The sequence below is a fragment of the Bacillus sp. JJ1474 genome (assembly GCF_036965225.1).
Taxonomy (GTDB): Bacteria; Bacillota; Bacilli; order Bacillales; family Cytobacillaceae; genus Cytobacillus.
Genome location: NZ_JBALPC010000162.1, coordinates 1 through 7,660, shown reverse-complemented (window position 1 = coordinate 7,660; position 7,660 = coordinate 1). Strand labels below are relative to the sequence as shown.

Genomic DNA, 7,660 nt, shown 5'->3' with positions numbered 1-7,660 from the left:
TGCTTTGAAATAAAGTTTGTTCGAGAACATCTTACAAACCTGTTTTTTATGGTAAATTTGAAAATTCACTAAAAAAAGATTGATCAAAATGGATTCATATCTAATAGATTTAAGTATCGGTTTAATAAAAGTTATGTTGCTCCAGAATCACTCCCTAATGGGAAGGATAAAATATTTCTATTAGCTAGTAAAGCAGTTCTCTTTAAATCTATTGATTGAAAATGGCGAAATGTTTTGTTCTGACTTCCCAGAAATAATTAATTCACTTATAATCTGACCAACAACACTGCTAAATTTAAAGCCATGCCCTGAGAAACCCGATGCAATAGCCACGTTTGGATATGTAGGATGCAAATCGATAATAAAATTTTCATCAGGGGTAAGTGTATACATACATGTTTTACCATACTTTAATTTTAGTTTAGAAGGCATATAGGCATTCAAAAATTGTATTAAATCTGCTTCATCTTCTTCTATTTCACCAAATCCTAGTATGAATTCATCTGGATTTATTTCTTCCCCTCCATCATGACGACCTACCTTTAATCCAGAACCATTGATGCTTGGAAAGCCATAATAAAGGCCTTGAGATGTCTCAAATGCAAAAGCTGGAAAATCCCGATGATTATATAAGTGTTCATCGGCTTCGAACCATGCAAATGTTTTTCTAACCGGTTTAAGAGGAAGGTTCAAATCTAACATGGAAAGGAGACTACTTGACCATGCCCCTGCTGAAACGACTAATGCCTCAGAACAAAAAGTCTGGTCCTCGGTCTTGACTGTTACTTTTTTGTCATGAACTACTATTTCTTTCACTTTACTGTTTGTTAAGATTGAAGCTCCGTGCAGCTCAGCAAGTTCCCTGTATGCATCAATGCATTCCTCGCATTTTAGCACTCCTGATGTTGGTTCAAAACACCCAATGAAATCGTTAGGTAAAGCGATACCAGACCAACGCTTATTCACTTCACTTGAATCTAGAACATCTAGAGGCAACGTATATCTCTTTGAACTAAAGATGATGTTTTGGATGAAATCTGATTTTTCATTACCAACGTTGAGAACTCCTGTCTGGAGAAACAATTGTTTTCCAGTATCATTCTCTAAGTCATGCCATAATTCTTGGGCTTTGAGAGCTAACGGAACATACTCTTCCCCTTCTCCATAAGCATGCCTAATAATTCTAGTGTCTCCATGGTGACTCCCCTTGTTATGTGGTGGATTAAAAGAATCTATTAATAGAGTTCTTTTTCCACTCTTTGATAAAAAATAACCTGCTGCCATCCCCATTGAACCTGCTCCAATTAAAATTACATCATAATGCATGCTACTAACCTCCATAAAAAAATAGCCCTTCAGATACAGTTATCAGTATTGATTTATTTATCTATTATATTTAATATTCTAATACTTTACTTTATCCTTCTCATTAGTTTAAATAAACTATTCAGTAGATTTTCTACTATAGCTTCTTTTGCAAAATTGTTTTGCTCAGTATACAAAAGTTTGGGAGTGATTAACTAAAAAAGGACTAGCAGATGATTTATTTGCTAGTCCTTTCGCTTATTAATAGTGTAAAACTAATCTTCCAAACTGATCCAAATTGTCTTTACTTTAGTAAAGTTCTCTAGAGCGTAAGAACCGTTATCACGTCCAATTCCAGACTGCTTGTAACCCCCAAAAGGAGTCTCAGCAGGCTCGAGTCCGTAACAGTTCACCCAAACTGTCCCGACTGCTAATTTATTGGATACTATGTGCGCTGTTTTTACATTTTCAGTCCATATTCCAGCTGCCAAGCCATAATCCGAATTATTTGCCCGTTCCACTACTTCATCAATTGTGTCGAACGGAAGAACAACAGCAACTGGTCCAAAAATCTCTTCTTTTACTATGGTCATTTCCTCTGTTACATTGACAATAATGGTTGGTTCAACAAAGTATCCTTTTTCAAGCCCTTTTCCGCCACCTGCAACAATTTGAGCACCCTCCGCCTTTCCTATTTCAATGTAATTCAACACTCGTTCCTGCTGTTGTTTCGATACAAGTGGCCCCATTTCTGTTTCAGGATCTAATCCATCTCCTAGTTTTACCTGTTTGGCAAGACTGGCTAACTGATTCACTACATCTTCATAATGTTTTCTGTGTACATAGATCCGGGAACCGGCACTACAATTTTGTCCATGATTATACATAATTCCATTGAAAACACCTGGAATTGCTTTAGTTAGATTAGCATCTTCCATAATAATGTTTGGAGACTTACCTCCAAGCTCTAATGTAATATCTTTAACTGTTTCGGAAGCCCTTTTCATAATGTGCTTACCCGTTACAGTAGAGCCTGTAAAGGAAATCTTATCAATGTCTTTATGGTTAAGAATGGCTTCTCCAGCGATATTTCCAAAGCCAGGAACGATATTTACTACTCCATCCGGAAAACCAGCACGCTTAACTAATTCTGCAAAGTATAGTGCTGTTAAAGGTGTTTGTTCAGCTGGCTTTAGCACTACTGTACATCCAGTTGCAAGAGCTGCACCTAATTTCCACGCAACTAACATTAAAGGGAAATTCCAAGGCGCAATTGCACCAACAACACCGATAGGCTCATGTCGTGTATAAGTAACATATTCAGGTGAATACGGAATTGTTTGTCCGTAAAACTTCGTCGCCCATCCGGCATAGTATCTGAAATAATCTACCACTCCTGGTATATCATCTTCTAAAGCACGGATATATGGCTTTCCATTATCAAGAGATTCAAGTTGCGCCAGTACTTCTTTATTTTCTTCAATTAGATCCGCTAATTTTAATAACAGGTTTGCTCGTTCTGACCCACTTAACTTTGGCCAAGGTCCTGTTTCAAATGCTTTTCGAGCCGCCTTTACAGCTAACTCGATATCCTCTTCCTGCGCTGCACATACGGTAGCAATTACTTCTTCTGTCGCTGGATTAACTGTATCGAATGTTTTTCCACTTACAGAAGGGACAAATTCTCCATCAATAAATAAATACTTAATTCCTTTTAAAAATTGTTCGCTAAGCTTTAAATTTGGCAGTAATCTCTGAGACATAGTAAATTCTCCTCCCTAAGCTTGAATAATGCCATTATTCTGAAACATATTTTCGGAATAATGGCATTTAAACAATCAAAATTTAATTAGCTTTACTTTTATAGGAATGAAGGCAACCAGGTTGAAAGTATTGGTATATATGTTATTAATAATAAATTTACTAATAACACACCTATCATTAGCAGAGCAGGCTTGATTAAGTTAACAATTGATACTGATGCAATTTCAGAAACAATAAATAGATTGACTCCTACTGGAGGTGTGATCATACCTACCGCCAAGTTTAAAATCATAATAACCCCAAAATGAATGGGATCAATTCCGAATTGAATGGCTGCCGGTGCTAGTATTGGAGTTAATATAATAATTGCCGAAAATGCCTCTAAAAACATCCCTGCAATTAATAGTAATATATTAACTAATAATAGGAATACAATTGGATTTTCGGTTACTTGTAATAAAAACTCTGCAACCTGATGTGGGATTTGATTAATGGTCAACACATATGCAAAGATTGTAGCAAACCCAACAATAATCATTATTACTGCTGTAGAAATAGCCGACTTTGTAATAACCTGAAATACTTCTTTAAGTTTAATTTCTTTATAAACAAAAACCCCTAAAATAAAGCTGTAAATTACAGCTATTACCGATACTTCTGTAGGCGAAAATATACCAAAATATATTCCACCCAGAATAAGTACAGGCATCATTAGTGCCCAGAAAGATTCTTTAAAAGCAACTAGAACCTCTTTAAACCAAATGTTTGTCTCTGTTTTTACACCTTTATCAATATGATTAGATTTAACATACAAGTAGTTGGCAATCATTAAAAATACTCCAACCATTAACCCAGGGATGATCGTTGCTATAAACATCTTTCCTATTGAAGTTCCACTTGTCATGGCATATACAATTATGACAATTGAGGGAGGAATTATAGCACCCATCTCACCAGCTGCGGCGCATAGCGCCGCAGAAAAGTTTCTAGCATATCCCTTCTTTTCCATGTTAGGAATCATAATGGTACCAATTGCTGCAGTTGTGGCCGATGAGGATCCAGATACAGTTGAAAAAATCATGGTTGTTAGTACTGTTGAAGCCCCTACTCCACCTGTCATCCATTTTACTAGTGAAGTTGCAAAGTTTATTAACCTTTTAGCAATTCCTCCTGAACTCATTAAATTTCCTGCAAGAATAAAAAATGGGATGGCCAAAAGTGTATAAGGCGACAAACCTTCAAAAACTTTTTGGGGAATTGTCGTAAGATTATATCCATCCAGTAATAAAACAATGAAGGCCGCCCCACCTAGAGCAACTGCTACTGGAATACCGATGATAAGAAAAGCGAAAAATCCTGAAAACAAAGTACCAACCATTAACTCATCTCACCTCAGTTCATTTTATATTCTCATAGGTCAGAATGATGTTTCTAAAAATAACGGGCATACAGTCTTAATAAAATTTTAAGCATATTATTTTTTAATTAGTTCAACCAAGTCAGGGCTGAGATTTGGATTATTTTTAATAAACTCATCTCTTAACCCTTGGGTAGCCTTTTTAAATGAGTCCATATCAGTTTCAACAATCTCAATTCCTTCTTCCTTCAATATTTCAAGCGATTTTTTATATGAATCTTTATAATATTCAATTCCAGTTTGAGTAGCTTCTTTTGCAGATTGCTTAATTATTTCTTGTTGTCCTTTACTCAACTTTTCCATTGACTTTTCTGACATCAATAAGACAACTGGATAAAAATGAGACTTGGTTAAGTTATAATGGGAGGAAACCTCCATAAACTTATCAGTAATCATAGTATCAGCTGCTGCTTCTCCAGCATCGATAACCCCTTGTTGAAGCGATAAATAAACCTCAGAATAGGGCATCGGTGTTGGCTGTGCCCCAAGAGAGTTATAGGCATTAATATATCCATCTGACTGTACTACACGAATATTCAAATTTTTAAAATCATCTAGATTCTTTACTGGTTTCTTTGAGAAAACGTTTCTTTCTAAAGCGGAATTAAAGCCTAATCCTACAAGACCATACTTTGATAATCCGCTTAATAAGGCTTCGCCAGAAGAACCTTGAAGAAACCCGTTTGCTTCATCTATATTTTCAAATAAATAGGGTAGATCTAAGGCTAAAAATTCAGGGGCAGTTGCTGTTAATGCTGGTGTTCCGGTGATAATAATATCCTGATTCCCATTTCTTGCAGCTTGAATACTTTGGACCTCTCCTCCTAATTGACCAGCAGGAAATATTTTAATTTTGATCTCGCCAGAAGTTCTTTCCTCAACTAATTCAGACAATTTTTTTGCAGCAGCATGGAAACTTGAATCCTCTGTTAATACATGACTTAAATCCAACTCTATAGCTTTACTAGCATTCTCCTTGCCATTTTCCGTATTCGCTTCTTTATTTCCACTACAAGCACCCAAAATAATGATTAGCATGAAAAAGATTATAGAGTATCTCTTTCTCATAGAATTACCCCCTAGAATTATTGGTGTTATACACTAAAATCTGCATTTTGAGTTAGTTCATTTACTTTTAAAGTTTCTTTAATTATAAATTCATCGAATAGGTGTGCTACTGAATTTAAAATCATCACTAGTGCACTAGCTGGTAATGATACATACACATAAAACATTGAAATTCCCATTGAAGTAGATGTCTCAGTCATTCCAAACATTGCCCAGTGATAACCAGCAATAAGTAGACCAACAAAAAAGACAATTGATAGACTCATAGCAATTAAGTTAACTATTTTTCTCCCTTTTGGAGGGAGATTCGTTTGAAGTATATCAACTGAAATTAGTTTGTTATTCCTTGTTGCAACTGCAGCACCTAAAAAGATTAGCCAAATCATACAATACATTGGCAATTCACCTGCCCAAGGTGCTGAAAATTGGATTCCTAACTTAGGAAAAATCATTCTAACCATAATCTGAAAAGAAATGGTTAAAACCATTACTATCAATAGAATCCCTATTACAAATACTAGGAATTTATTGAGCCTGTCAATCCACCTATTAAAGTTAATCATAAATAGACCTCCTTTCTTTAAGGATTTTGGAAAACAGTATATCTACCAAATAATTCAAAAAAATTACAACCCAATTAAAAGAAAAATCAATAAAACTTAGTTTTTCCATTAAAGCATTTGATTTTCATCACTAACTTGAAGTACACTGATTTAAAAGAATGGACTAATGGTATTACCTTTTGGAAAAAGTATAACAAAGAGGAAATTAAAAGACAATACTAAAAATACAGAAAATTTAAAAAGTATTAAAGTAAAGAACAAACAGTGTTTTATTAATGCTCTAGATATATACACCCACTGAATCCAGTCTTAGAAGATAAGAGATAAATAGGTTTGTGAATTGTTTCATGGCAGAATTGGGTTCAAAACTCTAGGAAAATAGAATATCTTTATGTAAATCATAGTACAAAGTTGTTCCTTTACGTTAACCAAGTTATCAGCTTTACAAGGTGGGATTTTTTTCATAACATATATTACGTGAAGGTTTACCTAATAAAAGGAAAAATAAAGTAAGTTCATCATGACCTTTTTCTATAAACTGTCTTGTTATTGTTACTTCTTAAGAAAAGGAGATAGATTAGTTGAATACAAATAATGATTCAAAAAATATGCATGGGATATTTTCAGCAGCGCGACAAATACGTGGTTTTGAAGACGTTGCGGAACAAATTCAAGACGCTATTTCGAGTGGGAGTCTAAATCCAGGAGATCGTCTCCCGAATGAACGAGATCTGGCAGTTGTATTTAACGTAAGCCGTGCTACATTAAGAGAAGCGATACGATCTTTGGAGGGTGCGGGAATTGTTGAAGTAAGCAGAGGAAAAAGTGGAGGTACATTTATAACCGATTCGAAATCTACTCATTTATCAAAAGCTTTTAATGCTTTAATTCGTTTTCGAGGAGCAACTATTGAAGATTTATCGGAATTTCGGGGAAGTTTTGAAGCAGAAACTGCATTTTGGGCGGCCAAAAGAAGAACTGATGAAGATGTCACAGAGTTATTAAGAATTCTAGAGTTGTATAAGAATGAAGCAGAAAATGGTTCCTGGGAAAAGTTAGTTGAACTTGATGTTTCTTTTCACAACCAAATAGCTATAGCTTCTAAAAATTCTATTAGGGAAGCGATTATGTTTGGCATTAATGAGGTCTTTAATAGGGCCTCCCTTATGTTAGCAGAAGTTGCTGATAAACAATACCGTAAAATAGCGATTGATGAATTGTCCGCTATCGCAGCTGCAATCATATCTCAGGATCCAGAAAAAGCCCACCGATCCATGTCAGAACATGTAAAGCGTAATACAGAAATTGAAGTTTTAGAGCAAAAAAAACAATTGAATAGTGAGTATGATATTAATAACGATTAATACTATAAGTGAACTACAAGCTCAAGATGGAACTAAAAAATGTTTGTTCATTACTTACATTTTAAGAGGAACCATCATGAGTTTTTTATTTTTCAACATGTTATAATTTTCTGTAAATTTAGTATTGTCTTTTAATTCACTCTTTGTTATACTTTCCTCAAAAGGTAATACCATTAGTC

General features: G+C 34.9%; 6 protein-coding genes. 1 reads left to right on the top strand and 5 read right to left on the bottom strand.

From position 1 onward, the window contains the following. Nucleotides 1–180: 180 nt before the first annotated feature. The 5 genes from solA to V7164_RS18455 form a co-directional block, all read right to left on the bottom strand. A complete protein-coding gene (solA, locus tag V7164_RS18475; protein WP_335354842.1) occupies nucleotides 181–1,326 on the bottom strand; it encodes an N-methyl-L-tryptophan oxidase in 1,146 nt (381 codons plus the stop codon). A gap of 254 nt (nucleotides 1,327–1,580) precedes the next feature. Next, nucleotides 1,581–3,068, bottom strand: coding sequence for an aldehyde dehydrogenase family protein (locus V7164_RS18470; protein ID WP_335354841.1), 1,488 nt, complete (start codon nucleotides 3,066–3,068; stop codon nucleotides 1,581–1,583). 98 nt (nucleotides 3,069–3,166) lie between these two features. Then, complete coding sequence (locus V7164_RS18465) at nucleotides 3,167–4,447, bottom strand: TRAP transporter large permease (RefSeq protein ID WP_335354840.1); 1,281 nt, start codon at nucleotides 4,445–4,447, stop codon at nucleotides 3,167–3,169. A gap of 96 nt (nucleotides 4,448–4,543) precedes the next feature. Continuing rightward, entirely contained in the window at nucleotides 4,544–5,554 is a 1,011-nt protein-coding gene (locus V7164_RS18460) for a TRAP transporter substrate-binding protein (RefSeq protein WP_335345473.1), read from the bottom strand. Between the two features lie 26 nt (nucleotides 5,555–5,580). Then, entirely contained in the window at nucleotides 5,581–6,117 is a 537-nt protein-coding gene (locus tag V7164_RS18455; protein WP_335345474.1) for a TRAP transporter small permease, read from the bottom strand. 581 nt (nucleotides 6,118–6,698) lie between these two features. Between V7164_RS18455 and V7164_RS18450 the strand changes: the two genes are divergently transcribed. Then, nucleotides 6,699–7,481 carry a FadR/GntR family transcriptional regulator gene (locus tag V7164_RS18450; protein WP_335345475.1) on the top strand — a complete coding sequence of 261 codons (783 nt, stop codon included), beginning with the start codon at nucleotides 6,699–6,701 and terminating at the stop codon, nucleotides 7,479–7,481. Nucleotides 7,482–7,660 lie beyond the last annotated feature (179 nt).